The 25,207-nt window shown below is 43.5% G+C and carries 26 protein-coding genes; 6 read left to right on the plus strand and 20 right to left on the minus strand.

What is annotated here, in order from left to right:
* Positions 1–6: 6 nt before the first annotated feature.
* The 10 genes from NAF19_RS30530 to NAF19_RS06675 form a co-directional block, all read right to left on the minus strand.
* Positions 7–165 (minus strand): SDR family oxidoreductase, encoded by a 159-nt coding sequence (locus tag NAF19_RS30530; RefSeq protein ID WP_370362854.1) that lies wholly within the window; start codon positions 163–165, stop codon positions 7–9.
* Positions 166–951 carry an L-fucose dehydrogenase gene (locus NAF19_RS06635; RefSeq protein ID WP_252789036.1) on the minus strand — a complete coding sequence of 262 codons (786 nt, stop codon included), beginning with the start codon at positions 949–951 and terminating at the stop codon, positions 166–168. It lies immediately after the preceding gene.
* 87 nt (positions 952–1,038) lie between these two features.
* Positions 1,039–1,884: a fumarylacetoacetate hydrolase family protein gene (locus tag NAF19_RS06640; protein WP_252789037.1), complete on the minus strand. Its 846-nt coding sequence runs from the start codon at positions 1,882–1,884 to the stop codon at positions 1,039–1,041.
* 8 nt (positions 1,885–1,892) lie between these two features.
* Complete coding sequence (locus tag NAF19_RS06645) at positions 1,893–3,188, minus strand: alpha-L-fucosidase (RefSeq protein WP_252789038.1); 1,296 nt, start codon at positions 3,186–3,188, stop codon at positions 1,893–1,895.
* Between the two features lie 4 nt (positions 3,189–3,192).
* Positions 3,193–3,957 carry an SDR family NAD(P)-dependent oxidoreductase gene (locus NAF19_RS06650; RefSeq protein WP_252789039.1) on the minus strand — a complete coding sequence of 255 codons (765 nt, stop codon included), beginning with the start codon at positions 3,955–3,957 and terminating at the stop codon, positions 3,193–3,195.
* Between the two features lie 10 nt (positions 3,958–3,967).
* Positions 3,968–5,629, minus strand: coding sequence for a UxaA family hydrolase (locus NAF19_RS06655; RefSeq protein WP_252789040.1), 1,662 nt, complete (start codon positions 5,627–5,629; stop codon positions 3,968–3,970).
* Positions 5,630–5,700: 71 nt separating this feature from the next.
* Positions 5,701–6,960 (minus strand): L-fucose:H+ symporter permease, encoded by a 1,260-nt coding sequence (fucP, locus tag NAF19_RS06660; protein ID WP_252789041.1) that lies wholly within the window; start codon positions 6,958–6,960, stop codon positions 5,701–5,703.
* A gap of 375 nt (positions 6,961–7,335) precedes the next feature.
* A complete protein-coding gene (locus tag NAF19_RS06665; protein ID WP_252789042.1) occupies positions 7,336–7,923 on the minus strand; it encodes a LutC/YkgG family protein in 588 nt (195 codons plus the stop codon).
* The gene (locus tag NAF19_RS06670; protein ID WP_252789043.1) at positions 7,920–9,311 is read right to left on the minus strand and encodes a lactate utilization protein B; all 1,392 of its coding nucleotides are present in this window, start codon (positions 9,309–9,311) and stop codon (positions 7,920–7,922) included. The genes NAF19_RS06665 and NAF19_RS06670 overlap by 4 nt, the downstream gene beginning before the upstream one ends.
* Before the next feature lie 20 nt (positions 9,312–9,331).
* Positions 9,332–10,075, minus strand: a complete 744-nt coding sequence (locus NAF19_RS06675; RefSeq protein WP_252789044.1) for a (Fe-S)-binding protein — start codon at positions 10,073–10,075, stop codon at positions 9,332–9,334.
* Positions 10,076–10,420: 345 nt separating this feature from the next.
* On the opposite strand from NAF19_RS06675, the gene NAF19_RS06680 reads away from it, so the two are divergent.
* On the plus strand, positions 10,421–11,302 hold the full coding sequence (locus tag NAF19_RS06680; protein ID WP_252789045.1) for an AraC family transcriptional regulator: 882 nt from the start codon (positions 10,421–10,423) through the stop codon (positions 11,300–11,302).
* A 67-nt stretch (positions 11,303–11,369) separates the two neighbouring features.
* On the opposite strand, the gene NAF19_RS06685 is transcribed toward NAF19_RS06680, so the two are convergent.
* Genes NAF19_RS06685 through NAF19_RS06710 form a run of 6 tightly spaced genes read right to left on the minus strand, consistent with a single transcriptional unit; the run spans position 11,370 to position 18,894 of the window.
* A complete protein-coding gene (locus NAF19_RS06685; RefSeq protein ID WP_252789046.1) occupies positions 11,370–11,960 on the minus strand; it encodes a LutC/YkgG family protein in 591 nt (196 codons plus the stop codon).
* Positions 11,957–13,333 (minus strand): lactate utilization protein B, encoded by a 1,377-nt coding sequence (locus NAF19_RS06690; protein ID WP_252789047.1) that lies wholly within the window; start codon positions 13,331–13,333, stop codon positions 11,957–11,959. Before NAF19_RS06690 ends, NAF19_RS06685 begins: the two co-directional genes overlap by 4 nt.
* 1 nt (position 13,334) lies before the next feature.
* On the minus strand, positions 13,335–14,063 hold the full coding sequence (locus NAF19_RS06695) for a (Fe-S)-binding protein (protein ID WP_252789048.1): 729 nt from the start codon (positions 14,061–14,063) through the stop codon (positions 13,335–13,337).
* Positions 14,060–15,445: an FGGY-family carbohydrate kinase gene (locus NAF19_RS06700; RefSeq protein ID WP_252789049.1), complete on the minus strand. Its 1,386-nt coding sequence runs from the start codon at positions 15,443–15,445 to the stop codon at positions 14,060–14,062. Before NAF19_RS06700 ends, NAF19_RS06695 begins: the two co-directional genes overlap by 4 nt.
* Before the next feature lie 18 nt (positions 15,446–15,463).
* Positions 15,464–16,738 carry a sugar isomerase gene (locus NAF19_RS06705; protein ID WP_252789050.1) on the minus strand — a complete coding sequence of 425 codons (1,275 nt, stop codon included), beginning with the start codon at positions 16,736–16,738 and terminating at the stop codon, positions 15,464–15,466.
* A 35-nt stretch (positions 16,739–16,773) separates the two neighbouring features.
* Positions 16,774–18,894, minus strand: coding sequence for a bifunctional aldolase/short-chain dehydrogenase (locus NAF19_RS06710; RefSeq protein ID WP_252789051.1), 2,121 nt, complete (start codon positions 18,892–18,894; stop codon positions 16,774–16,776).
* A 312-nt stretch (positions 18,895–19,206) separates the two neighbouring features.
* Between NAF19_RS06710 and NAF19_RS30700 the strand changes: the two genes are divergently transcribed.
* Positions 19,207–19,377 (plus strand): PIN domain-containing protein, encoded by a 171-nt coding sequence (locus NAF19_RS30700; protein WP_370362855.1) that lies wholly within the window; start codon positions 19,207–19,209, stop codon positions 19,375–19,377.
* Between the two features lie 7 nt (positions 19,378–19,384).
* Here NAF19_RS30700 and NAF19_RS06715 read toward each other — a convergent pair whose 3' ends face one another.
* On the minus strand, positions 19,385–19,822 hold the full coding sequence (locus tag NAF19_RS06715) for a GyrI-like domain-containing protein (protein ID WP_252789052.1): 438 nt from the start codon (positions 19,820–19,822) through the stop codon (positions 19,385–19,387).
* 11 nt (positions 19,823–19,833) lie between these two features.
* Positions 19,834–20,577, minus strand: a complete 744-nt coding sequence (locus tag NAF19_RS30705) for a DUF3863 domain-containing protein (protein WP_252789053.1) — start codon at positions 20,575–20,577, stop codon at positions 19,834–19,836.
* A 13-nt stretch (positions 20,578–20,590) separates the two neighbouring features.
* On the opposite strand from NAF19_RS30705, the gene NAF19_RS06725 reads away from it, so the two are divergent.
* The 3 genes from NAF19_RS06725 to NAF19_RS06735 all read left to right on the plus strand — a co-directional run bounded on the left by NAF19_RS06725 (position 20,591) and on the right by NAF19_RS06735 (position 23,431).
* Positions 20,591–20,989, plus strand: a complete 399-nt coding sequence (locus NAF19_RS06725) for an AAA family ATPase (RefSeq protein WP_370362856.1) — start codon at positions 20,591–20,593, stop codon at positions 20,987–20,989.
* On the plus strand, positions 20,976–21,944 hold the full coding sequence (locus NAF19_RS06730; protein ID WP_252789055.1) for a hypothetical protein: 969 nt from the start codon (positions 20,976–20,978) through the stop codon (positions 21,942–21,944). Before NAF19_RS06725 ends, NAF19_RS06730 begins: the two co-directional genes overlap by 14 nt.
* 284 nt (positions 21,945–22,228) lie before the next feature.
* Complete coding sequence (locus NAF19_RS06735; RefSeq protein WP_252789056.1) at positions 22,229–23,431, plus strand: PQQ-dependent sugar dehydrogenase; 1,203 nt, start codon at positions 22,229–22,231, stop codon at positions 23,429–23,431.
* Between the two features lie 608 nt (positions 23,432–24,039).
* Here NAF19_RS06735 and NAF19_RS06740 read toward each other — a convergent pair.
* On the minus strand, positions 24,040–24,414 hold the full coding sequence (locus tag NAF19_RS06740) for a response regulator (protein WP_252789057.1): 375 nt from the start codon (positions 24,412–24,414) through the stop codon (positions 24,040–24,042).
* Between the two features lie 202 nt (positions 24,415–24,616).
* On the opposite strand from NAF19_RS06740, the gene NAF19_RS06745 reads away from it, so the two are divergent.
* Positions 24,617–24,910 (plus strand): hypothetical protein, encoded by a 294-nt coding sequence (locus NAF19_RS06745; protein ID WP_252789058.1) that lies wholly within the window; start codon positions 24,617–24,619, stop codon positions 24,908–24,910.
* A 7-nt stretch (positions 24,911–24,917) separates the two neighbouring features.
* On the opposite strand, the gene NAF19_RS06750 is transcribed toward NAF19_RS06745, so the two are convergent.
* On the minus strand, positions 24,918–25,202 hold the full coding sequence (locus NAF19_RS06750; protein WP_252789059.1) for a circadian clock KaiB family protein: 285 nt from the start codon (positions 25,200–25,202) through the stop codon (positions 24,918–24,920).
* Positions 25,203–25,207: the final 5 nt, after the last annotated feature.

Consider the following 25,207-nt stretch of genomic DNA (forward strand, 5'->3'; position numbering starts at 1 on the left):
CAACAATTATCTTATTGATCTATACCCCAGTTCTGCCCCACCGCTGACTGGTAAAATTGTACCGGTAATGAACCGCGCCTTGTCTGAAATAAGGAAAACACAAACATCGGCAATCACATCACCTTCGGGGCAATAACCCAGGGGGTGTATATTGTCAAGGTATATTTATTTGCCCAGGGCCCTGTCAAGGTGCACGTAGCCACCATCCACATGGATCAATTGCCCGGTAGTGTGGCTTGACCGTGCCGAAAGCAGGAATACAGCCGTGTTGGCGATCTCTTCAGTGGTTGTCATCCGGTTCTCTAATGGGATCTTAGCTTTTATCTCAAATAGTTTTTGTGTTGGATCAGGTACCGTGTTTATCCAGCTTTCGTACAGCGGGGTCCAACATTCAGCAACAATTATTGAATTGACACGAATTTTATAAGGTAAAAGCTCCACAGCCCACTCCCTTGTCAATGCATTCCGGGCACCATTTGAGGCCGCATAGGCTGATGTCCCACCCTGCCCTGTTTCGGCAGTTTTTGAACCTATGTTCAAGATTACGCCCTGCGATAATTTTAAATACGGCAAAGCAAAATGTGCCACTAAGTAATAGTGAACAACGTTTTTATGAAGGCTCAGCATAAAGTGTGCGTAGTCACCGGTTTCGAGGCCCACACCATCATTTACGCCGGCATTGTTTACCAGGCCGTCAATTCGCCCGTATTTGTTAACCACCTTCTCGATAACAATTGCGCAGTTTTCAGGCACCGTTAATTCAGCTGTAACCTGGAAACAGTTGCCGCCAATATTTTGGATTTCGTTTACCAATTTCATATTGTCGCTCTCATCCCGGCCTACTATAACGGGAACAGCTCCCTCCTCGGCGAGCAATTTAACAATTGCAGCTCCTATCCCTTTAGCGCCGCCGGTTACTATTATAATTTTATCTTTAAACTGGAGATCCATTTAATCGTTCTTGTTTTAATTTATAAACCGGGCCGCGCTATCATTTCAAAAAAGCGCCATTTTGTACAGTTCACAGGTGTGCCTAGTTTAGGCATAAGATCTTACAGCCTGTCTTGAAGTTCCTAATCCGTCAATCCCTAACTCAACTATATCACCCGGTTTAAGATAAAAAGGTGGTTTCATTCCGAGGCCTACGCCCGCGGGCGTTCCTGTTGATATAATATCGCCCGGTAACAACGTCATAAATTGGCTTGTGTAAGCAATTAGAAAAGGAATATTAAAGATGAAGTTATTCGTATTGCCATCCTGCATTATTTCACCATTAACCTTGAGCCATAACCGAAGGTTTTGCGGATCAGGTATCTCATCTTTGGTGGCGAAGAAAGGACCAATAGGTGCAAATGTGTCACATCCTTTTCCCTTGTCCCAGGTTCCACCGCGTTCTATCTGGAACTCACGTTCTGATACATCGTTATGTAATACATAGCCTGCTACATAATCCATTGAATCAGCTTCGGCTACGTAACTCGCTTTTTTGCCGATAACAACTGCAAGTTCAACTTCCCAATCGGTCTTTTTCGAATTTTTGGGAATGATGATATTATCAAACGGACCAACAATCGCAGTTGTGGCTTTCATGAAAATTACCGGTTCAGTAGGTGGCGTGGCATTGGTTTCCCTGGCATGATCCACATAATTTAAGCCGATACACACGATTTTAGATGGCCGTGCCAGCGGACAGCCCAAACGCTCATCATCTGCTATCTCGGTTAGCATATTATTATCAATAAAATCGGCCAGGCGTGCTATCCCGTTTGTTTCAAGAAAACGTTCGTTATAGTCTTCACCAAATGTTGAGGTATCGTATTTTTTTCCGTCGATGATCACACCTGTTTTTTCTTTGCCAGGTTCTCCAAATCTAATCAGCTTCATTTGTTATATTAATCTGTTGTTATCTGTATAATAGTATCATTGGGGTCGGTCTTCAGGTTATTGGTGTACACAAAAACACCTTCAGGCACCTGTTTGTATTTTATGCTGCTACCGTCAGCAAATGCGCGTACTTTTTCAATCTTTCCTTTAAACAAGGGCAGAAAAATATAGGGTTGCTCCGGCATATCCAATATATGCACATACAGCGTTTTACTTTTGCCGGTAACAACTCCCCACTGCTGCGCAGGTATGATATTACCCCTTGTTCCATAAATGCTTTGGCCATTCTTTTGCATCCACGCGCCAACTGCAGTGAGCGTATCCGTAAATTCCGGTTGAATTTTCCCGTTTGGCATCGGGCCGATATTTAATAAAAAATTAGCGTTTCTGCTTGCGGCATTTACGAGGTAATGGATGATCTGTTTTACAGATTTATAATTCCGGTCGTTTATATTAAAGCCCCAGCTTCCATTAATGGTTTCGCAGGTTTCTAATGGCAGCGCTCCAATTGATTGTTCATTATTAAAGCCGGTTGTATTATTACCGGGTAAATCTTTTTCAAACATCTGGAAATCTTCGCCGTCAATTGGTGCAAGGTGGTGATTGTTGCCAATCATTATTGCGGGATTGAGCTTATGAATCAAGCCGTAAATCTCGTCAAAGTGCCAGTTTACCGAATGCCGTTCCCATTCCCCGTCGAACCAAATTCCTTTTACCGCGGGGTATTTAGTGATCAGTTCGGTAAGCTGGTCTTTCATAAACTTGATATAGCTATCCCAATCGCCGTTTACGGGCTTTCCGTTTACAATTGGGCTTCCGAAATTATAATCCGGCCGTCCCCAATCTAGCAGTGAATAGTAAAAGTGCAGTTCGATGCCTTCTTTCTGGCATTCCTGTGCAAGTTCCATCAATGGATCTTTATGGTAAGGCGTCGCGTCAACAATGTTATAAGGAGAAAACTTTGTTGCAAACATGCTAAAACCATCGTGGTGGCGCGAAGTAATAGTAATGTATTTCATACCTGCCCGTTTTGCAAATGCAACCCACTCTTTGGCATTAAAGGCTTGCGGGTTAAAAAAGTCGGCCAGGCGTTTGTAGTTATTGTAAGGAATATTTTTGTCGTGCATTACCCATTCTCCGGCGCCTAACTGGCTGTATATACCCCAATGGATGAACATACCGAATTTCATATCCTGAAAATTTTCGCGGGCCGCCAGGTTGTCGGCGGTGGGGCTGTACTTTGTCTGGGCGTTTGCGCTAAAGCAGTATAGCAGCAATGCAAAAAGGGTGAGTCTTTTTATCATAATTTTAGTTGTTTAAAGTTATAAAACCACCGTCGATAGGATAGTCCGTACCAGTTATAAATCCCGCCTCGTCCGAACTTAGATACAAGGCAAGGGTAGCAACTTCTCCAGGTTTACCCATACGCCCAATAGGCTGCGATTTAGATAGCTTATCGAACATCTCTTCTTCGCGGCCCTGGTAATTTTTGGCAATAAACCCGTCCACAAATGGGGTATGGACCCTTGCTGGTGATATACTGTTGCACCTGATGTTATCATGCAAATAGTCCCTCGCTACCGACAAGGTCATAGCATAAATAGCCCCCTTGCTGGTTGAATAGGCAAAACGATCAACAATACCTACGTGTGCAGCAATTGACGCGGTATTCAGGATGACACCGCCGCCGTTTGATTTCATTAACGGAATTGCAGCATATAAGCAATTGTAAACGCCTTTTACGTTTACGTTGTAAACTCTGTCAAAATCCTCTTCGTTAGTTGTATCCGCCTGGCCAATATGCGCAATACCCGCGTTATTAATGAGGATATTCACTGCGCCGATTTTTTTGAAAACAGCTATAACTTGTTCCTGTTTACTAACATCACATGCGTGTTGAAAGGCTTTTCCTCCATTAGCTTCGATCTCGTCAACTGTATCGATCGCGCTTTTTTTATCTAATTCAATAATATGCACCTGTGCTCCCTGTTGTGCAAAAAGCAATGACATGGCCTTCCCTATTCCACTACCCCCGCCGGTAATTATCGCTATTTTCCCATTTAAACTGAACATCGTTTATAAATTATAATGAAACCCCTCTTTTCCATGGTATAAAATCGTCCTGCCCCAGCAAAACTGCCTTTGGTTGAATGTTTCCACTGGCCACTTCTATCACAAAATCCAAAATGCGTTCGCCGGCCTGTGGTATTGTTTCCACGCCTTCTACTACGGTACCACAATTAATGTCAATAATATCCGGCATTCGTTTGTAAACGTTCGTGTTAGTGGAAATTTTAATAACCGGAGCCACGGGATTACCCGTGGGTGTACCCAAACCAGTAGTAAACAACACCACGTTTGCTCCCGAACCAACTTCTGCCGTTGTACTTTCCACATCGCTCCCGGGCGTGCATAAAAGATTCAGTCCGCTTTTTGTAACCTTTTGCGGGTAATCAAGAACGTCAGTTACCGGCGAAGTACCACCCTTTTTAGCAGCCCCGGCCGATTTTATTCCGTCTGTAATTAAACCGTCTTTAATATTTCCCGGCGATGGATTGGCATGAAATCCCGAACCATCTTCTACTGCACGGGCATTATACGTCCGCATCAACCCAATAAACTTTAATGCAGTATCATCATCAACACACCTGTCGCTCAACTCCTGTTCAACACCGCATAATTCAGGAAATTCAGCCAGTATTACACTTCCACCCAACGAAACCAATATATCTGAAACATATCCTAAAGCCGGATTTGCAGAAATACCTGAAAAGCCGTCTGAACCGCCACATTCCATCCCGATACAAAGTTTTGATAAAGGCGCGGGTTGGCGCTCCAGTTTGTTGGCTTCCATTAGGCCAGCAAATGTTTCTTTTAATGCAGCCTGCAACAATTTACTTTCTGTACCTATTTTTTGTTGTTCGAGAACGGTCAGCGGCTTATTAAAAGCCGGATCTCTTTTCCTGATCTCGCTAACAAGAATGTCGGCCTGAGCGTGCTGGCAACCTAAACTTAATATGGTTGCACCGGCTACGTTTGGATGGGTAACATAGCCTGCAATTAACCCGCATAATGCATCCGAGTCTGTCCGGGTACCGCCGCAACCCATATCATGACTCAAGAACTTAATTCCGTCAATATTCTTAAATACCTTTTTTGACGCTGCCTCTTCGATTCCCGATTGAAGATCTACCTGGAGGATTTCCTCCACCGATTTTCCGGCATGGTATAAATTAATAAGGTTCTCAACTTCGGTCTCATAACTTTTAGCTTTTTTAAACCCAAGCTTTCCTGTTAAGGCCTCCTTCAGTACCTCTATATTGCGGTTCTCACAAAAAACCAGGGGCACAACAATCCAGTAATTGGCAGTACCAACAGAACCGTCGTTGCGGTGATACCCCATAAATATTTTATCAGAAAAGTTTGATACATCGGGTTTGCGCCATTCGGTTTTGCGTTCCCCTAATTTGAAGTCTTCCGTTGCATGATGTACGTTAGTAACGGTAATTGCACTCCCCATCTCTATGTTTTCTGTTGCTTTACCTACTAATACTCCGTACATAAATATCTCATGCCCGGCATTAACAGTCGCCAGAGTAAACTTGTGTTTTGAAGTTACATCTGTTTTTAAGCTAAATGAATGACCGCGAAATTGAATAGGGGTTCCCCGGGGCATATCCTGTAACGCTACCAATACGTTGTCGCGGTGATGAATTTGTAAAAATTTATTTATAGAATCAGCCATTGGGAATATTTTAGTATTTATAGTCTTTGGTATTAATGTCGCCGGATTGATCCCGGGCCTAACCTGTAGTATTATAAATGTATTATTTTGTGCCCCTTTAACCCAAAATACAACACGACAACAAAACAAATACAGGGTATCACATAAGCATTTTGAATACTGCCTGTCCAATCAGATATTAAACCCATCAACAGCGGGGCAACACCACCGCCAATAATTGACATAACCAAAAATGAAGATGCAATTTTTGTTTCTTTTCCAAGGCCTTTTATTCCTAATGCAAAAATTGTGGGATACATTATGGACATAAAAAATGGAACTGTCAGAATTGAGTATAATGCAACATCCCCTTTGGTATTTAGTGCCCCAAGAATCAGTAAAATATTCATCGCCGCATAAAAACTTAGTAAACGGGCAGGGTTAATGTATTTCATCAAAAAAGTGCCGACAAATCGCCCAACCATAAATCCAACCATTGCTATTGAACCCCACATAAACGCCGCATTTTTCTCACTTGTGCCGGCAACGTATTTGGCGTAGCGAATGAAAAAGCTACCTACACCCACCTGCGCGCCAACGTAAAAAAACTGGGCTAAAACGGCCATAGATAAATGCCGGTGTTTTAATACCTTAATAGAAAAGTCTGTGCCGGGCGTATGTGTATCTACTGCACTATCATCCTCTTTCACTTCGGGAATATGGGTAAACAGAAATAATATTATTAAAACAATTACGCCACCTGCAATTATTAAGTAAGGAATTTTAACAGTATTTGCTTCTGACTGGAGGTAGGAAGCCAGCCCGGTGGCCGACATTTTTTTTAGTTCTCCGGGCGTATGCTCAATACCCGAAAGGATAACCTGACCACCAATGATCGGTGCTATGAAGGACCCAACCCCGTTGAACGACTGCGCAAAATTTAGCCTCCTTGCTGATGTATCTTTATCGCCCAGACCGGCAATATATGGATTGGCGATGGCCTCTAAAAATGTGGCCCCGCTTGCTATTACAAAAAGTGCTACCAGAAAAAAGGTGTAGTTGCGTTCGCTTGCCGCCGGGACAAATAAAATGGCGCCAATTGCATAAAGTATCAACCCAAGTATGATTCCGCGCTTATAACCATATTTATGCATGAACAACCCGGCAGGAATTGCGATTACAAAGTACGCAAGGTATACCGACGCGTCAATAAAGGAGGATTGGGTATCGCTTAACTGGCATGCCTTTTTCAAATGGGGAATAAGAATTGGATTAATATTATGTAAAAACGCCCACAGGAAAAAAAGGGAAATAACCAGGATTAAAGGGAATAAATATTTGTTTTTGGGCATATATCTGGGTTTATGTTGGTCGCCCCGACATTTAAATTTTCATCTAATGCCTGGTAAATTAAAAAAGTGTTATTTGGTAAATAATGAGCTGTTCAAATATTGGGTAGGACAAAAAAAGTTTATTTTTAGCGCTCTTAGTTTTGTTTTATTATCTAACTATTCAGTAAAATTGGCATAACTCCACAATTAAATCACCACGGAATTGCTAAAACTGCGTGTTAATTTATTGTTTGAACCGATATCACGCGAATCGCAGCCAAAAAAGCACCCGGTTAAGGGTGCTTCAGTCAATCAACTAATCAACTTAATCATGATCTCACTATGATTAATTTTGTCTTAATAATTTAATGATATAAATCCTCATTATTCGCCTCATTACATCATTAAAAAAACTGTCATGCTTTTTGGGCCATGAGCCCCTAAAACAAGTGACTGTTCAATATCAGCCGTTTTAGAAGGGCCCGCAATAAATGTCCCGTAGCCATAATCATCAGCGTTTATCACCTCATAGGCGGCATGCATATTAGAAACTATATCACCGGCGTTGAGCACAACAGCCAAATGCTGGCAGATAAATGGCAAGACCCGATCGCTTAATCCCTTCTCAGTAACCCAAACAGCACCGTTTTCGGCTACCGCTAACCGGGTATCAATTACTGCGTAATCGACATCGCTAAGGGCGTGTGGCGAAGTTGAAGATTGGTGCATCAATTCGGCCACATTGCTAAGGGCAGGAATGTTAGTTACGGTGCGTGGCCCCTGATTAAAGTTTTGAAAGATATAATTTTGTATTTCTATCATGGTTTCAACCGGGATAACAGTACCGCCGATACCGGTTAAAACATTAATAAATGTTTCCGATGAATAAATGCACTCTGCATCTAGAAATTCAAACTCCGGAAATGGAGCGGTTCGTGGTTGATTTTCAGCAACTACGGTTAATATTTTATTCCTGCTGCTCATATATCTTTAGGTTTATTATTTCTGTTCTTTTTATACCATTCTCCGAATGAGTTTTCCGGGACTACGGGCAACTCACGCTGTTTGTACCACGGGTTAAATTGATTGTTAACAGCAAAGGGAGCCCGCTTCATCATTAGCCTGCCGAGCTTGCCGGCAACTTTATATGATACAGGCGAAGAAAGCACTCTTGTCATCGCACCCATTGCTGCTTTTTTGGGTACGGGGGCATGCCCGCTTTTCACAATTACCTGGCGCCATTTGTATAATTGGTCGTGTATATCAATTTTAACCGGGCACACATTTGTGCAGGATCCACATAACGTTGAAGCAAACGGAAGATCTGCGTGTTTCTTCATATCAAGGTTTGGGGCCAGTATGGACCCGATAGGTCCGGCTATGGCATTGTTATAGCTATGCCCGCCGCTGCGCCTGTAAACCGGGCATGTATTCATACATGCACCACAACGTATGCATTTTAATGAATTGCGAAAATCTTCCCGGCCAAGTTGTTTGCTGCGTCCATTATCAACAATAACAATATGTGTACTGGCGCCGGGGCGCGGTGTCTTAAAATGACTGGAATAGGTTGTAACCGGCTGGCCGGTAGCACTCCGGGCGAGTACCCTTAAAAACACCCCCAGGTGCTTTCTTTTGGGTATAATTTTTTCAATACCCATACTTGCAATATGTATATCGGCCAGATGTGCACCCATATCAGCATTCCCTTCATTTGTGCAAACCACAAATTCGCCGGTCTCCGCTACTGCAAAATTGACACCTGTAAGAGCAGCTTTTCTTGTTAAAAAGGTTTCCCGCAAGTGTCGCCTCGCGGTTTCGGTTAAAAAAACAGGATCAGCATTACCTGCCGGTGTACCCAGGTGCTGATGAAACAATTCACCAATTTCTTCCTTTTTTTTGTGGATACAGGGCAATACAATATGGCTGGGATGTTCATTGGCCAGTTGAACGATAAACTCGCCCAGGTCTGTGTCAATCACGTCAACCCCGTTAAGATTAAGATACTCGTTTAAATTACACTCTTCCGTGAGCATCGATTTACTTTTCACGATCTTTTTTACGCCATTTGACTGCAATAATTCAAGGACTATTTCATTGTGCTCCTTGGCATCAATTGCCCAGTGAACGTGAACCCCATTTGCCTGAGCATTAGCCTCAAATTGCTTCAAATAACCGGAAAGATTGGCCAGCACATTATTTTTTATTTGCGACCCAGCCTCTCTTAATTCCTCCCATCCGGGTATTTTTTTAACAGCATTATCTCTTTTTTGCCTTACCCACCACAATGTTTCATCATGCCAGTCAACCCTCGGAGCATCTTTGTTAAATTCATTAGCTAAAGCCGCGTGATCCTTATCAGTAGTTTTCATTAATTTTTTCTAACAATTGCTTAAACGGTGCATTCTCCATTCAAAATCTCGGCAATATGAATCACTTTAAGCGGACTGCCTTGTCTGCGCAAAATCCCCTCCATATGCATTAAACAGGAAAGATCGGCTGCGGTGATGTACTCAACCCCATTCCTAATATGGTCTGCAACCCTATCCTTACCCATTTTTACTGAAACAGCTTCCTCGGCTACACAAAAAGTCCCGCCGAAGCCACAGCATTCATCAGCCCTGTCAAGCGGCATTATTTCAAGGCCGGCAATCATATCGAGCAAATAGCGGGGCTTCGAAAATGAAGGGGCAACTAATTCTGTCATTTGTGAAAGTTGCAGCCCCCGCTGTCCATGGCAACTTTGGTGTATACCAACTTTATGCGGAAAGCTCCCTTTCAGGTTTGTTATTTTTAGCACATCTGTCAAAAACTCCACTAATTCATAAACCTTGTTTCTAATTGCGGCAGCTTTTGCTTCATTTTTATCGGATTGCAAATGATGTTTTATATGCAGAACACAACTCCCGGAAGGACAAACTATGTAATCAAAAGCAGAAAAATTCTCTATAAACAACTCATTGCAACCGCCGGTGAGGTGTTCAAAGCCGGAATTGGCCATGGGCTGACCGCAGCAGGTTTGCCTTGATGGATATTGTACGTCGACACCTAATTTCTCCAGCAACTCTAAGGTTGCAATAGCTGCACCCGGATAAAACTGATCAACATAACAAGGCACAAACAAACCAACTTTCATATCATTTTCCTTTAATAATCATTCAGCGCTATCGTTTTTTAATTGGATCACTAAAAAAGCCATTATTCTTAAAAGGTAATTGTGTTTAATAAGCACAGTATTAACTAATTTTATCTGTTTTGGGTAGGTCAATTGGCCGTTTAAACCGCGCCTTTACGCTTATCATAACGCACCATCGTAAAGCGCCCCATTAAACTCTTGAAGGTTTTTCTGCTAGTGATCATCTACAGTAATTTCTTTAATTATCAAATCATTAAGCGTAATTGGCATTATTGGCTTTTCAGAGTCGATTCTGTTGTAAATTATGCTGAATGCGATTATATTCGTTTTACCGATTAATTTGCCATGAAGCCCCAACTGCTTAGAGTCACTAATGATATTGTCCATTCGTTTAGCGTGAGGCGCGATACAGTTCCTTGCATTAATAATCACTGGCACTACCACCCGGAGGTCGAGTTAATTTATTTTAAAAAGGGCAATGGGACTCAATTCATCGGTGATAGTATTAAGCGTTTTCAGTCGGGCGACGTGGTGCTGGTTGGCTCGTATTTACCACATTACTGGAGATTTGACGATGCCTATTTTAATAATGGCGTTAAAACCTGCGCAGACGTAAAAGTCGTACACTTCAACGAACTTTTTTGGGGGGATAGTTTTCTAAATTTACCCGAAAACAGGGTAATAAAAACAACCCTGGAATGTGCAAAAAGAGGAATTCAGATTAAAGGGAAGGCGAAACAACACATAGCTGATTTGTTCAACACCCATTTAAATACGGAAGGGCCCGGCAAAATCATCTTCTTAATGGAAGCTTTAATGGCAGCGAGCCGATGCAAAGATGACCAGTTATCATCCATCGCATTTCATCACAATGTCGACGATTTGGATAAAGACCGGATCAGCGCCATTTACGACTATTCATTAGCTCACTTTAAAAATGCCATAACACTCGAAGAGATTGCTGAAGTGGCAAATATCAGCCCAAGTTCATTTTGCCGGTTCTTTAAAGCAAAAACACGAAAAACCTATACACAGTTTATAAATGAGATCCGGATAGGCAACGCCTGTAAACTGCTTATCGAAAATAAAATTAACGTTAAGCAAATTTGTTATGAAAGCGGCTTTAACAATTTCGCGAGCTTTCATAAGTTTTTCAAGCTAATTAACGGAAAAAGCCCTTTAAATTATCAAAAGGAGGTTTTAGCAGAAAACGGGCATGTAAACTAAGGTAAGTTTAATAGCGACTTTTGTTTTAGGCAAACATTTTCGCAATAATTTAACAAATTCGGACTGCTTAAATATCCCTCAAAAAAACCGTCATACTACGTGATCCATGCGCACCCAGCACCAGTGACTGCTCAATGTCTGCAGTTTTAGACGGGCCGGCAATAAATGTTGCAAATCCGTATTTTTCATCCCCTATTTTTTCATAGGCATGGTGCATGGTTGGTACGATGTTACTTTTGTCCAGGATTACAACCAGGTGTTGGCAAATAAATGGGGTTACCCTTTGACCTAGTCGATTTTCGTTCAGCCAAATTGCCCCATTTTCGGCAATGCCCATATCAGCATGCAAAACTGCCAGTTCAATATTGTTCAGTGTGTGCGGTAAATCTTTAATATCTGTCAGTGCTGCCCGCATGCCAAGTGGTTCGGATAGCAAGTTTACTACCCTTTGGCCAGCGGCGGTGTTCATTTCAATATATGCAGTTACTTCGTCGAGCCTGGCTATGTTTATCACCTTTCCGCCTATTGCCGTAAGTACCTCTGTAAATTTTTCGACCACATTTATGTCGCCGCCTTTTAAAATATCAAGATCGGGCAAGAGCGATAAGCGCGGTTGATTAGCTGCAACCGCCGAAAGTATTTTGTCCCTGCTGCTCATTTCTTACGATTTTCATTATACCATTCGCCAAATGACTGTTCCGGTGGCTCCGGCATGTCGCGTTGCTTAAACCAGGGGTTAAACTTGTTGTTAACCGCAAAGGGGGCGTGTTTTAAAACCCAGCGTCCAACCTTGCCTCCCGTATGGTAGGCTGCTGGCGACGACAGCGTGAAAGCCATCAATTTCATCGATGCCTTTTTGGCCGTTGTGGTATAGCCTTTTTGCACGATAACCTGCCTCCATTTATACAATTGCTGATGAATATCTATTTTAACCGGGCAAACATTAGAGCAGGATCCACAAAGGGTTGAAGCAAATGGCAGGTCGGCGTATTTCTCCATATCCAGGTTAGGCGCTAAAATAGCCCCGATAGGGCCGGCTATGGCTGTATGATAACTATGTCCGCCGCTTCGGCGGTAAACCGGGCAGGTGTTCATACAGGCCCCGCAGCGGATACATTTCAGCGAGTTCCTGAAGTCCTCCCGACCAAGCTGGATGCTCCGGCCATTGTCTACAATAATAATGTGTAGTTGCTGCCCCTCACGTGGCTTAACAAAATGGCTCGAGTAAGTGGTAATAGGCTGCCCTGTTGCGCTGCGGGCCAGCAGGCGTAAAAAAACGCCAAGATGTTTCCGTTCCGGTATGATCTTTTCAATGCCCATACTGGCAATATGTATATCGGCCAGGTGAGCGCCCATATCGGCATTTCCTTCGTTGGTGCATACCACAAATTCGCCTGTTTCGGCAACAGCAAAGTTTACACCTGTAAGGGCAGCTTTGCGGGTTAAAAACACCTCGCGCAGGTGGTGCCGGGCTGCTTCGGTTAAAAGCTGCGGATCAGCATTACCGGCTGGTGTGCCCAAATGGATATGAAAAAGGTCGCCTATTTCTTCTTTCTTTTTGTGGATGCAGGGCAACACAATATGGCTTGGTGGCTCTTTGGCCAGTTGCACAATTCGTTCGCCGAGGTCGGAGTCTATTACATCAATGCCCTGCTGCTCCAGGTATTCGTTCAAATGGCACTCTTCAGTAAGCATCGATTTGCTTTTTACCATTTTCCGGATACCGTTTTTCAGCAGTAGCTCCAGGACTATTTCGTTATGCTCCTTTGCATCGGCTGCCCAGTGAACTATAATTCCGTTGGCTTGTGCGTTTGTCTCAAACTGCTGCAGGTATTCGCTAAGGTTGGATAGTACGTTGTCTTTTATCTGTGATGCAGCCTCGCGCAAAGCTTCCCATCCGGGCAGGCCATGAGCCATTTTATCGCGCTTTTGCCGTACCCACCAAAGCGTTTCATCGTGCCAGTCGACCCGGTTTTCATCTTTGTTAAAAATGGCTGCTAATTCAGCATGATCTTTTACTCCGCTCTCCATCTTATCCCGCGTTTAATATTTCGGCTATATGCAGCACTTTTACTTTGCTACCCTGCCGGTTTAAAATTCCTTCCATGTGCATCAGGCACGACATGTCAACCCCGGTAATATATTCTGCACCGTGTTCTAAATGATCTGCTACCCTGTCCTTCCCCATTTTAACCGACACCGCTTCTTCCGCCACACAAAACGTACCGCCAAAACCGCAGCACTCGTCTTTTCGGTTTAAGGGGATAAGTTCAATACCTTCCACCATATTGAGCAGGCTACCGGGTTTTGAGTATTCGGGGGCTACCAGCTCGGTCATTTGCGAAAGGTGCAGACCGCGCTGTCCGTGACAACTTTGGTGCATACCCACCTTATGCGGAAACTTTGCCTGAAGACTTTTTACTTTCAACACATCGGTTAAAAATTCAGTCAGCTCGTACACTTTATGATTAATTGTTGCCTGCGGATCAGCATCGCCGTGCAAATGTTCTTTTATGTGCAAAACACAGCTGCCGGATGGCGCAACGATGTAGTCAAATCCGGCAAAATTCTTAATAAAAAGGTCGTTGCAGCTGCCGGTTAAATGCTCAAAGCCCGAGTTGGCCATTGGCTGGCCGCAACAGGTTTGATTGGGCGGATAGGTTACATCGACACCCAGCTTTTCTAATAATTGCAGGGTTGCTATTGCAGCGCCCGGATAAAATTGATCGACGTAACAGGGGATAAACAAGCCAACTTTCATAAAGCTAACGTTTGATTGGCAGAGTAATAAGTTAAATTAATAATGTCGTTCGGGATCGCCTTGCGGTTCCATTCTTTATGAATAACCAGGGCAGCGCCGACAGCCGAAGCCTGCGCCATTGAAGCAGCATAAACTTCGATATGAGGAAAAGCAAGCGAGAGCAGGTGCATGTAAACGCTGTTTTTACTGAACCCGCCATCGACAAATATCCGGGTAACCTTTGTGCCCTTAAGCACAAGCTGCACCGATTCAATCTGTAACTGCATTATATCCATCATTAATTGATGATAGGCTTCAATTTCGTCTTTAAATTCCGAAATTTCCCGATCCGCAAAATGGGATTTTTTATTGAGGTTAGCGGCATCCCCTTTATCGTCCGTTTTATTTTTAAGCCTGGCAATTAATTCCGGCTCGAAAGACACGGTCCTGAAACTGATAATATTTTTATTAAAGTGGTCTGCAATCCGTTTTACTTGTTGCTCGTGTTCCATCCCGGCAAACAACCTCGAGGCCTTTACGGGCTTGCCCTGGTATTGCAAATAGCTTAAGCAATCTTCTTTAAGTTCTTCCACCGTCAATGGCAGGTGGTTAAACGGATTTAAACTAATGCACCAGGTACCCGTGGATATGAGCACAAAAGGCTCGTGAAAATTCATCAGGTATGGAATAAGCGCCGCCGAACTATCATGCAGGCCCACCCCTACTTTGTATTTATTACCGGGGAACAATGCTGGCAACACCTTATTTGCGGCAACAACGGGCGGCAATTTCATGGTGATACCTTCGCGCTGTATCCATTCATGATAACGGTTATTTTCAAAATCCCACATCCCGGTATGGCAGCCAATGCTGGTAAGATCTGAATACGCTTCGCCGGTGAGTAAAAAGCTCATGTACTGCGGCAGGTGCAAGGCATATTTAATCTTGTTGAAAATTTCAGGATTTTCCTTTTTTACACGATACACCTGTAACCCTGAGTTTAATGAGCCTAAAACCGGCGAAGCGGTAGCTAAACTAAACCGCTCCTCGCCCCCATATTTACAGTAAAACTCCTTGCTTAATTCTTCGGGATAGGTTTTCAAATAATTGTATAGCGGGCAAACGGTTTTACCGGTTTCGTCAACATAAACAAAGCTTGCCCCGTACGTTGAAAAATTTACCGCTTTTACCTGGAACTCTTTCAACCTAAACACTTCGCTCAAAGAATCAAATACCGAAAGCCGCAGGCTCTCCACGTTTTCGCAGGGAAATCCATCTTCATCAACCGTCTCAATAAACCGTGCCGATTTTTCAAAAACTATCTTATAATTCTCGTCGAATAAAAACAGTTTCTTGTTGGTTTTGCCAACGTCGAAAACGGCAATTACAGGTATTGCGCTCATCTGTTAGTTTGATATTTATTAAAGCCCTGTCGCAACGGTTTTTAAACCGCGTTCCTTTATCAAATTCTCTCTCACCTGTAAATTTCTATAAGCGTTTACAGGGCTCAAAGCGCCGCCCGATAACAGGCTTGCCTGGGCAACCAGTGGCCTAACATCCGTGCGGTAAGCTTGCTGCAATATTTCCTGCGCAAGGGTCACGTCATTATTTTGCTGGGCTGATTTAAGGGCTGATTTATCAACAATTAACGCCTGTGCGTAGGCTATTTTAATTGCCTGTACAGATTGTAAAAGGTCTTCAATAGGATCTTTTACGTTGTGCGATGCATCTATCATCCAGCCGATATCGGTTGCATGGGTCATCCCGCGTGCATCCATCCCCTCAACCAATTCATTAAATATCAGGAACAGTTGGTATGGGTTTATACTACCTACTGTTAAATCATCATCGCCGTATTTCGAATCGTTAAAGTGAAAGCCGGCTAATTTGCCTTCCATCAGCAGTAACGATACAATCTGCTCAATATTGGTATTCGGCAGGTGATGACCCAGGTCTACCAATGTTGATGCCTTGGCGCCGAGTTTATTGGCCAGTAGTAATGATTGCCCCCAATCGCCGATGGTTGTTGAATAAAAATTGGGTTCAAAGGGCTTGTACTCAATCCACATTTTCCAGTCATCGGGCAGCGTGGTATAAATTTCCTGCAAACTTTCGAGCGTGTTCTGAAAGGCCTGCCGAAAATTCAACTGACCGGGAAAGTTAGAACCGTCCGAAAGCCAAACCGACAACGCCTTTGAATCGAGCTGAACGCCGTATTTTATTACTTCGATGTTATGTTCAATGGCCTGCTTGCGCACCGCATTATCAACGAGGTGCAGTGAGCCAAATTTGTAGCTGTGTTTTTGATTGGGCTGATCCTGGAATGTATTTGAGTTTACCGCATCAAAATGTAGTCCGAGTTGCGCAGCAAGTGCTTTTATGGCTGGTGCATTATCAGGAATATCCCAGGGTATATGCAAGGATATTGAATTGCTCGATTTATTCAGCGCATTGATTACGCCCACATCTTCTATCTTTTCCTCCAGGCTGCGCGGCTCTCCGCCGCCCGAAAACCTGCCAAAACGCGTGCCACCAGTGCCCAATGCCCAGCTCGGGATGGCCACATTAAATGCCTGCAGTTTGCTCATCACATCATCCAGCCAAGGTAAGTTATGGCTCACAAAATCAAGCTTACGCTTGTGTTCGGCCAGTTCCTGGTGATTAAGCTCTTCTATTTTATATTTTTCAACTTGCATAATCTGTCTATAATTGGTTGTCTTCTCTATAATATTTATCGCACAAAACCGGCAGCCACCCCGCCATCAACATTTATAACATTCCCGGTAGATTTGCTGAGCAAGCCGCCTGTTAAAGCAAAGCAGGCGTTGGCAATATCCTCCGGCAGGATAATTTCATTCAGCAACGTTCTTCCGGCGTAATAAGCAGGCAATTCTTCAACCGTTATGCCATAAGCTTTCGCACGGCCTTCGGCCCATCCGCCGGCCCAAATGTTGCTGTCGCTTATCACGGCATCGGGGTTAATTACATTTACGCGTATTTTGTCCACACCCAATTCGGCAGCATTAAGTCTGCTCAAATGAAGCTGGGCTGCTTTTGCGCTGCCGTACCCTGCATTATTAGGGCCGCTCACCAAAGCATTTTTACTTACAATATTGATAATGTCGCCACCTATGTTTTGTTTTTTCATTACTGCAACTGCCGCCTGTGTAACCATAAACTGCCCTTTTACCAAAACGTCATATAGCAGGTCCCAGTCTTTTTCAGTATGGTCGGCTATAGTTTTTGAAATTGACAAGCCTGCGTTATTCACCACCAGGTCTACTCCGCCAAAGGCTAAAATGGCGGCAGCCATAGCGTTTGCAATTTCATCGGCTTTGGTAACATCAAGCGTAATCGTTGTAAAACTGTCTTTGCCAAAGAGTTTTCCAAATTCTTCACCGGCACCCTGCAGGCGTTCTGCATTCATATCATTCAAGACCACAACGGCGCCCTCCTGCACCAGTTTTTTGGCGATGGCTTTACCAATACCGCCGGCACTGCCGGTTATTAAGGCAATACGCCCTGAAAGCGCCTTTGGTTTTGGCATACGCTGCAGCTTAGCCTCTTCGAGCAGCCAGTACTCAATATCAAAAGCTTCCTGCCGTGGCAGCGAGGTATAGGTTGATATGGCCTCAGCGCCTTTCATCACATTGATGGCGTTAATATAAAACTCCGCAGCAACGCGCGCGGTTTGTTTATCCTTTGCAAAAGTGAACATGCCTACACCTGGGAATAAAATAACTACCGGGTTGGCATCGCGAATGGCAGGACTGTTTGGGTGCTTGCAGGTGTTATAGTAATCCGCATACATTTTACGGTATGCTTCAAATGCCGGGGCCAGCTTTTCCTTTAATGCTTTTACATCCGCCAAATCATCTGCCGCACCCAAATCCAGCACCAGCGGGCTAATTTTAGTTCTTAAAAAATGGTCGGGGCAACTGGTGCCCATCGGGGCCAGGCGCTCCAAATCGTTTGAGTTGATATATTCCAATACGCGCGCATCGTCGGTAAAATGGCCTATCATTTTGGTTTGCGATGAACAGAAACCACGCAGCACGGGCGCTATCGCAACTGCTTGTTTTTTTCGATTATCAGCATCAAGACTTTGCAGTTTTTGCCCGCCAAAAACGGGGTCTTTTTTACCGTAGTTTGCTTCCAGGTATTCGGCGCACTTTTCTATTACCTCAAGCGTGTTGATATAGCTTTCGTAGGCAGTATCGCCCCAGGTAAACAAACCATGCGAGCCCAGCATTATCCCACGGATGCCGGGGTTGCTGTCAAGGCATTCCTTTAGTTGCAGGCCCAAATCAAAACCGGGGCGCTGCCAGTTAACCCAACCTATGGTACCGTTAAAAAGCTCACGGGTTATTTTTTCGCCATCTGCTGCTGCTGCTATGGCTATAGCTGCATCGGGGTGCAAATGGTCGATATGTTTGAAGGGTAAAAAGCCATGCAGCGGCGTATCGATAGAAGGCGCTTTTGAGTTAAGGTCGAAAATGCTGTGGTTAAAAAGTTCAACCATTTCATCTTCGTGCTCAATGCCACGGTAAACATTCTTCAGACTGCGCAGCCTGTCGACATACAAAGCAGCCAGGCCACTCTTTTTCAAAGTCCCAATGTCTCCGCCCGAGCCTTTAATCCACATCACTTCAACTTCTTTGCCGGTCAACGGGTCTTTATCCATCACTTTGCATGAGGTGTTACCACCGCCGTAGTTGGTTAACCTCAGGTCGGCGCCAAGTAAATTGGAGCGGTATATCAGCAGGGCCACTTCATCGCCAGCAAGTTTTGCAGCGGCGGCATCGTCCCATAAATAGCTTACGTGTTTGAATTGTGTGGAAACTATAGACATTGTATTAATCGATTTATGTTTTATAAAAGTTAAAATTGGCTGCACCAGTTTAAGCGACGGCAAGTTAAATACGTTTTTTCTTTCAACCGTCATCTACTGTCATGGTTGCGCTTATTTTTTTCAAAGCGAGCTGTTAGACAAGCGACAGCCCTGGTATCTATAGCGCGTTACTATAACACCCCGAATACCTGGCAGTGTGTTGACCCAATAAGAGTTTCAAACAAACCTAAGCACTCAAAGAAACTTGAAAATTTTCTTAATTTATGCACAGTTATCGAAATAGACCAGATAACGTGGAAGAACTACGGATAAATCACCGCCGCGCTTTTTAAGAAATGCAAACCAAAACCATCAAACGATATATGGATTGCAGCGACCGTCAAACAACATGGCCTAATACTAGTTACCCGCGATAAACATTTCATGAGATCGAAGACATTGTTATTGAAAAATGGTGATCACTCCCGGGATGCGCTGCAATAGAACAAGCTTAGTCAACCGCCATAAACAGTTCCGTTTCCAGCTTGCTTTCATCGTTTGTCCAATGCCCGTAAATTTCAATGTACGGAAGGCAGGGCTTTAACCCCATTTTTTGTATTTCGTTTCGCATATTAATGCCGGCTTGCTTTAGCTGGCTATAGGGCCCAATATGTTTGTAGTACGCATACCTGGGAAACAAAATTATTTTTTGTTCCAGTCCTGTATCCTTTAAAGAAGTATCCTCCAACTCAACTCCGGCAAAAACTTTTTCATTGGCTTCATATATCCAAATGTTTAGCCCTTTATGTTTCAACGCTTTTGCTTTAATCACCGTCCACATTTTATCCATTTGTGCAAAAGCGGTTCCTGCATAATTTTTATTTGCAGCAATGCCCGAAAAGCCGGACACAGCCAGTTTTAGTTCCTTATTAATAATTTCGGTTTTCATATTCCCGGCGGTTACTTGCTTTTAATTAAATACTTGTAATGCCTTCCTATCAGCGAACGTCCTTTTGCCGAAAGCGAGTCAAGCGGCACCGGTTTATCCTGCGGGCGCGATTGTTTTTGATTGATCTCCCCCAACAGGCTCCATTTGCGGGTCATCTCTGCTGGCTCCTTCGCCGGGACATTGTAGCGGGTAAAATCTATAACTTTTTCGGGGGTGTTCTTTTTCCAATCCTTCAGCAAAGCCAGGCGGAAATCCTTGTTCATAAACCAACTGATTTCGTTATTGGCATCCGAGCCGCCTATGCCTGAGCCACGTTCTACAAATCGGTAGTTGAAACTGTTGCTTTTATAGTGCGCCCGCCAAAGCAGGCCAAATTCGCCCTGGGTAATCAGCTTAACACCGGGCCAGCGTTTCCTGATCGCGGCTAACCAGTCCTTCAGCAAAGCCGGATCAAAAGGCAGGGAAAGTTCCCAGCAATTGGTTACCCAGCCGAAGCCGTTAAGTTCGTAACCATTATCAAAATGGATCGCGGTAGCATGCATCATTTCCTTTAAACCCACCTCGTTACCATAGCGGCCAAGGGTTTCTATCGGGCCAACGCCCATCCGGCTGTTAAATCCTTCTGCAAAACCCTGTCTTCTCCCTGCAAGGAAATCAACGGTCCAGCCATCAAGGTTCACGCAGTCGATAAAATCATTTTTGTTTTGGGCCGGTTTGCAAAAGTGCTCTTTTGATGGATAAAAAGGGTAAACCACGGCTCTTCCAATAATTACATCATTATTGATTGCTCAGCCTGGAGATATAGTAATCATTGAAAATCCAGAAAGTGATCTGCATCCCAGGGCGCAGTCTAAAATTGGTGAACTTATAGCTAGGTGCGCAAATGCGGGAATACAAATTATTGTCGAAACACATAGTGATCATGTCTTAAACGGCATCCGACTCGCCACATCATATAAACCGCCTTTAATTTCACATAACGAGATTAAGGTTTTTTATTTTTTTAAGGAATTAGAATCGCTTTCTACTACTATTGAAGAGATACTAATCGAACCCAATGGAAAAATGCCTTTAAAACTGTTAAAGGTAAAAGGTATAACTGGTTTCTTTGACCAAATTGATGAGGATTACAAGCAGTTATTTGTTAATCAAAATGTCAAAAATTAAAATTTTCCTAGGGTCGCAATTACTTGAAGAGCTATTTGTCAGTAATAAACTTGATGCCTTTTTTATGAAGTTTGAAGAATTTCATTTCACATTACTTCAACACAAAAACGGATTGCAAGCGGAAATATTTATGGACATTTCCGAACTTTTACAGTATCAGGAGCTTGATTTATATGGCCTAAAATCTGTCATAAGTAATTTCACGGATGGGGCATCATATTGCCTCCAAGTAGATACAATCCCTTCAAAAGACGACTATTATAAAGTAACCCAAGTAGATTCTGAACCTTTCAAAAAAATTTCATGTCTTGCGACTATTGAAGCTTTCGAAAAACAAGTCTTAGAAAGCGGCAGCATTAGGTTAATATCTCGAACGGAACATTCACAATCAATTATCAAAATCCACAAATACGTTAATAAAAACCCTATTTTATCGTCCATTGCCGCTGTTCTGGTAGACTTTCTATTTTTAGAGGTTTTTTTTGAGCATTATCTCAAAAATGAGATTACAGACACTCAAGAATATTCTAATTTCCATACCGAATACTTGAAATTTTACAAAAAATTTGATTGGAGCACCTGGGTTCCGTCGTTAGATCCCGCACCAGCCCACAAAGTTATACAATGCTTGAAAAAATATCATACAACAAACAAAGAGGATACTTACTTATTAAAGTGGGGCCACATCATGGCTGTATTAAATGGAGCTAAGTTTAATAAAGGGTTGACAACCTTCAATAAGAAAAAAGAACAAGTAAACGATGTTTTTCAAGCAGGAATAAGCAAGGCAAATAACACTATTTTTTTTTCAGTTGATACTGAAAATGGCCTATTAGAAGTTTATGATTATAGAGGGGTTCATTTGAACAACGTCTACGGTTTGGAAAGAGGAATTGTAACCCAAAAACGTAATTATACAATTGATGTCCCTGTAAGTAAATGGTTAAAGGATTAGTATTGAGATTGAATAAACAATGTGACGTAAATAGTTTTTGTCTAATCATTAAACAATAACTTCAATATCTCGCCTTCTGGCGGGATATTGGCAAGCTGTTTTTCCTTTCTTCTGGTGCGATATGACGAAAGGGCCAATAGCGCAATGGCTACTCGTGACCTGCAAGCCAATATCGTCTCTTCAAACCTCGCACATTTCAACCCTCCACCCGTAAAAAATATACTACAATTAAACATAAAATCATTAAAGTTGTATCTTAACCGAATCAAACCAAAACAGATAGTATGTTTTCAAAAATTTATAAGCCCCTAATGTTGGGTGCCGCGCTTTTATCGGTTACTGCAACCGTTATGGCGCAAACCGGCGAGCCTGTTGAAAAAAATAAAGCCAACAGCAATTATAAACCTGCCTTTGCGGGGCAAACGCGTATCGGCAGTGTTAAAACCAAAACCCCGTACACGGTTACGGTTATCAGCAGCGATCTGAAAGGCGCATGGGGGATGCATACGCTGCCCGACGGCCGTTTGCTCATCAGCAGTAAGCCGGGGACTATGCAAATACTGACAACCGACGGTAAGATCGTGAAAACCATTACCGGATTTCCGGCCGTGCAGTATGGCGGTCAGGGTGGTTTGCTCGATATAAACATCGACCCGAATTTTACCACCAACCGGATGATCTACTGGACATTTGCCCAACCGGGCGAGGGCGCTACGCTTGCGGTGGCTAAAGGCAAGCTTTCGGCCGATGAAACAAAGCTGGAAAATGTTAAGGTGATATGGGAAGCCTTCCCGCGTTATAAAGGCGACGGCCAGTTCGGTTCGCGTTTATTGTTCGACAAACAGGGCAACCTGTTCGTTACATCGGGCGACCGCCAGGCGAATGATATCCGCGTAAAGGCACAGGACCTGAACGCAACCACTGGCAAGATTATACACATCACCAAAGAGGGAAAGCCGGTTGCCGGCAACCCGTTTATTGGCAAAGCCAACGCCAAACCCGAGATTTATGCCTACGGTTTTCGTAACCCGGACGGGTTTTCGTTTAACCCGGTTACCGGCGGTCTGTGGGAAGCAGAGTTTGGTCCGCGCGGCGGGGATGAGATCAACCTGATAAAACCGGGCGGCAACTATGGTTGGCCTTATGTTACTTATGGTATTGAATACAGCGGCGAAAAAGTTTATGATGGGATACAACAAAAAGCAGGTACGATACAACCGGTTTACTATTGGGACCCGGTTATTTCGCCCGGCTGCATGATGTTTTATACCGGCAATATTGCCGAATGGAAAAACAACCTGTTTGTTGGCGGCTTGAGCGGGCAACACATAGCCCGCCTGGTGATTAAAAACAACAAAGTTGTAGGCGAAGAACGTTTGCTTGCTGATAAAAACGAGCGCTGGCGCTGCATGGCTACCGGAAAAGACGGTGCTATTTACGCTGCAACTGATGGTGGGAAATTGTATAAGATAGCTAAGCAGAAATAGTAAGGCAGGGAGGCGGAATGGATTTTTTGAATTCCAGTGAGGGTTTATCCTGGAAAGATGTGAATTGAAGTGGGGGGACCGAAGTTTTATTCCTATTTAGAACTTAGAATTCACCCCGCTCAATTGCCGCGGAGGCTGTTACTTTTTGTCTTGATACAAAAAGTAACCAAAAAAATCAAGTCAGCAGAAATGCTTCTTCGCGCACAGGGCCTTTCACGCACAAAGCCGCAACAACTGCGGGCTGGAATTTTTTTGCTTTATGACCCTATCGCTTTACTACCCTGCAACGCAAAAAGTTCCTATGCCCTGCCCAGCGCGCAGGCCAGCAGTTGTTTCGGCTTTCGCCCGAAGCTTATCTGCTGACGGGAAACCCATAAAAACTACTAAGCTTAAAATTCAGCTTTGACAATCAGTTGTTTACAAATAGGCCGTTATAATTAAAGTTAATATACGTACACCGAACTCACGGTAAAATAAATATGGCTTTGAAAGCGCCCGGGTATGTTTAGCCGGGCGAATGCAGGACAAAAGCCCGCTACAATATCACCGGCTAAAAGAGGGAAAGCTGCCTATTACTATGTGCCGCCGTTATTTCCTTACAAAACAGACTAATAAGCAATAAGTGAGTGGTTGATCATCCTGACAACTTTACCCACGATGTCATTTATATCAAAAGGTTTGCTGATATGGTCGTTGGCTTCGCATTCGGCGGCGATGAGCTCAATATCATTGGCGGTGGAAAGAATGATAACGGGCACATCTTTCAACCCGGCAACCTGTTTTATCTGCTTGCATAAGCGATGCCCGGGCCGGTTATTGATAAATTCGTCTAGCAGGATCACATCAGGCGCGAAGGGGATGATTTCCGAAAGGTTTTCTGGTTCGGGGACGCTCAGCGTATCAAGGCCGTGTTCCTGTAAAATAAATTCTATAATATGGCGGATATCCTGGTCATTTTCAATAATCAACACTTTCTTCTTCACAGTCCCGTTTTTTGCAAAGATAGTCCTTTTATGTTATGTCAACTTTTAATTCTTTTTCGGGCCGGTGTAAAGCGAATTTATTTGGGCCCTTTCTTATATTTTACCCCTTGGGCTCCGTTCTACCATTTTCATCGAACAACAGCAGAAAGATATAATTGCCACAATATGAAACTTAATTGGTTGCCAACGCTTATGTATGCCTATGGCTACAATAAAAAATGTTAAACCACTCAGCGCAGAAAAGCTGTTTGACCTGTTAAAGACCGGGTTTGCGGAATATGTTAATGAAAAATTAGGGTCGAACCTGGCGATTGATTATGCACATGTATATGATGTGATCAATGTTTTGTTCCCCGAAGTGATAGAAGGCCCGGCCCTGACGATAACTGTAACTGATGATGAACTGGTTGTTACCAACCATGCTTCCGGCGCTGATTACAACACCGATCTTCTTGAAGAACAATTAAACGGTTTCCTGGAATTACAAGCTGGTTAGTTGCCGGCTATTTATCAGTTATGAGGTTAAGGCCTACAAGTACTTTAGTTTTATCAGACAGATCGCCCACCAATACACGCATAGGGGCCGGCAGTTTCTTGATCAGCGTAGGCACGGCGACAATTTGTTCGCCTTCTGCCAGATGGGGATGCTCCAGCAGATCGATGATCTCTATCGTATATTGGTCTTTTAGTTCGTTTTCGCAATATTTTTTTAAATTTTCAATCGCGTTGTTGGATTTTTGGGTTTTCCCGGCGACATACAGGCACAGTTTATACTTTTCAGCTTCCATAACGT

Origin of the sequence: Mucilaginibacter flavidus, assembly GCF_024055575.1 — a bacterium.
GTDB lineage: Bacteria > Bacteroidota > Bacteroidia > Sphingobacteriales > Sphingobacteriaceae > Mucilaginibacter > Mucilaginibacter flavidus.

Excerpts from the sequence above, each read along its gene's own strand:
- NAF19_RS06705 (WP_252789050.1), bottom strand. The coding sequence starts at position 16,738 with ATGCAAGTTGAAAAATATAAAATAGAAGAGCTTAATCACCAGGAACTG.
- NAF19_RS06650 (WP_252789039.1), bottom strand. The coding sequence starts at position 3,957 with ATGTTCAGTTTAAATGGGAAAATAGCGATAATTACCGGCGGGGGTAGT.
- NAF19_RS06670 (WP_252789043.1), bottom strand. The coding sequence starts at position 9,311 with ATGAAAACTACTGATAAGGATCACGCGGCTTTAGCTAATGAATTTAAC.
- fucP (WP_252789041.1), bottom strand. The coding sequence starts at position 6,960 with ATGCCCAAAAACAAATATTTATTCCCTTTAATCCTGGTTATTTCCCTT.
- NAF19_RS06715 (WP_252789052.1), bottom strand. The coding sequence starts at position 19,822 with ATGAAAACCGAAATTATTAATAAGGAACTAAAACTGGCTGTGTCCGGC.
- NAF19_RS06710 (WP_252789051.1), bottom strand. The coding sequence starts at position 18,894 with ATGTCTATAGTTTCCACACAATTCAAACACGTAAGCTATTTATGGGAC.
- NAF19_RS06645 (WP_252789038.1), bottom strand. The coding sequence starts at position 3,188 with ATGATAAAAAGACTCACCCTTTTTGCATTGCTGCTATACTGCTTTAGC.
- NAF19_RS06680 (WP_252789045.1), top strand. The coding sequence starts at position 10,421 with ATGAAGCCCCAACTGCTTAGAGTCACTAATGATATTGTCCATTCGTTT.
- NAF19_RS06685 (WP_252789046.1), bottom strand. The coding sequence starts at position 11,960 with ATGAGCAGCAGGGACAAAATACTTTCGGCGGTTGCAGCTAATCAACCG.
- NAF19_RS06750 (WP_252789059.1), bottom strand. The coding sequence starts at position 25,202 with ATGGAAGCTGAAAAGTATAAACTGTGCCTGTATGTCGCCGGGAAAACC.
- NAF19_RS06640 (WP_252789037.1), bottom strand. The coding sequence starts at position 1,884 with ATGAAGCTGATTAGATTTGGAGAACCTGGCAAAGAAAAAACAGGTGTG.
- NAF19_RS06665 (WP_252789042.1), bottom strand. The coding sequence starts at position 7,923 with ATGAGCAGCAGGAATAAAATATTAACCGTAGTTGCTGAAAATCAACCA.
- NAF19_RS06730 (WP_252789055.1), top strand. The coding sequence starts at position 20,976 with ATGTCAAAAATTAAAATTTTCCTAGGGTCGCAATTACTTGAAGAGCTA.
- NAF19_RS06635 (WP_252789036.1), bottom strand. The coding sequence starts at position 951 with ATGGATCTCCAGTTTAAAGATAAAATTATAATAGTAACCGGCGGCGCT.
- NAF19_RS06745 (WP_252789058.1), top strand. The coding sequence starts at position 24,617 with ATGGCTACAATAAAAAATGTTAAACCACTCAGCGCAGAAAAGCTGTTT.
- NAF19_RS06695 (WP_252789048.1), bottom strand. The coding sequence starts at position 14,063 with ATGAAAGTTGGCTTGTTTATCCCCTGTTACGTCGATCAATTTTATCCG.
- NAF19_RS06700 (WP_252789049.1), bottom strand. The coding sequence starts at position 15,445 with ATGAGCGCAATACCTGTAATTGCCGTTTTCGACGTTGGCAAAACCAAC.
- NAF19_RS06655 (WP_252789040.1), bottom strand. The coding sequence starts at position 5,629 with ATGGCTGATTCTATAAATAAATTTTTACAAATTCATCACCGCGACAAC.
- NAF19_RS06735 (WP_252789056.1), top strand. The coding sequence starts at position 22,229 with ATGTTTTCAAAAATTTATAAGCCCCTAATGTTGGGTGCCGCGCTTTTA.
- NAF19_RS06690 (WP_252789047.1), bottom strand. The coding sequence starts at position 13,333 with ATGGAGAGCGGAGTAAAAGATCATGCTGAATTAGCAGCCATTTTTAAC.
- NAF19_RS06675 (WP_252789044.1), bottom strand. The coding sequence starts at position 10,075 with ATGAAAGTTGGTTTGTTTGTGCCTTGTTATGTTGATCAGTTTTATCCG.